Source organism: Pseudoalteromonas sp. SIMBA_162 (assembly GCF_046535955.1).
In the GTDB taxonomy this organism is placed as follows: domain Bacteria; phylum Pseudomonadota; class Gammaproteobacteria; order Enterobacterales; family Alteromonadaceae; genus Pseudoalteromonas; species Pseudoalteromonas marina.
In genome coordinates this window covers 1-273 of sequence record NZ_JAWJBQ010000379.1, presented here as the reverse complement: position 1 = coordinate 273, position 273 = coordinate 1, and the positions used below count along the sequence as shown (strand labels likewise).

Annotated in this window: 1 tRNA gene; it reads right to left on the bottom strand. The window is 48.4% G+C overall.

Annotated features, from left to right (window positions below):
- Nucleotides 1-196 precede the first annotated feature (196 nt).
- Nucleotides 197-272 (bottom strand) — tRNA-Glu (locus R0J88_RS20120).
- Between the last annotated feature and the right edge of the window lies 1 nt (nucleotide 273).

Below are 273 nucleotides of genomic sequence, written 5' to 3'. Positions count from 1 at the left end.
AACCCCTGTTACCGCCGTGAAAGGGCGGTGTCCTAGGCCTCTAGACGATGGGGACACATAAATGTGTCACTAGGACATTTGATGAGTTTGACTCACATCATGAGTTGCTAAGGTAATGCATATAATACAAGTAAAGACTCGAGCTTTAATTGTTACGCTATTCTCTTGGTAAAACCACCTCTAGCTTAAAGCTAGATGGCGTCCCCAAGGGGATTCGAACCCCTGTTACCGCCGTGAAAGGGCGGTGTCCTAGGCCTCTAGACGATGGGGACA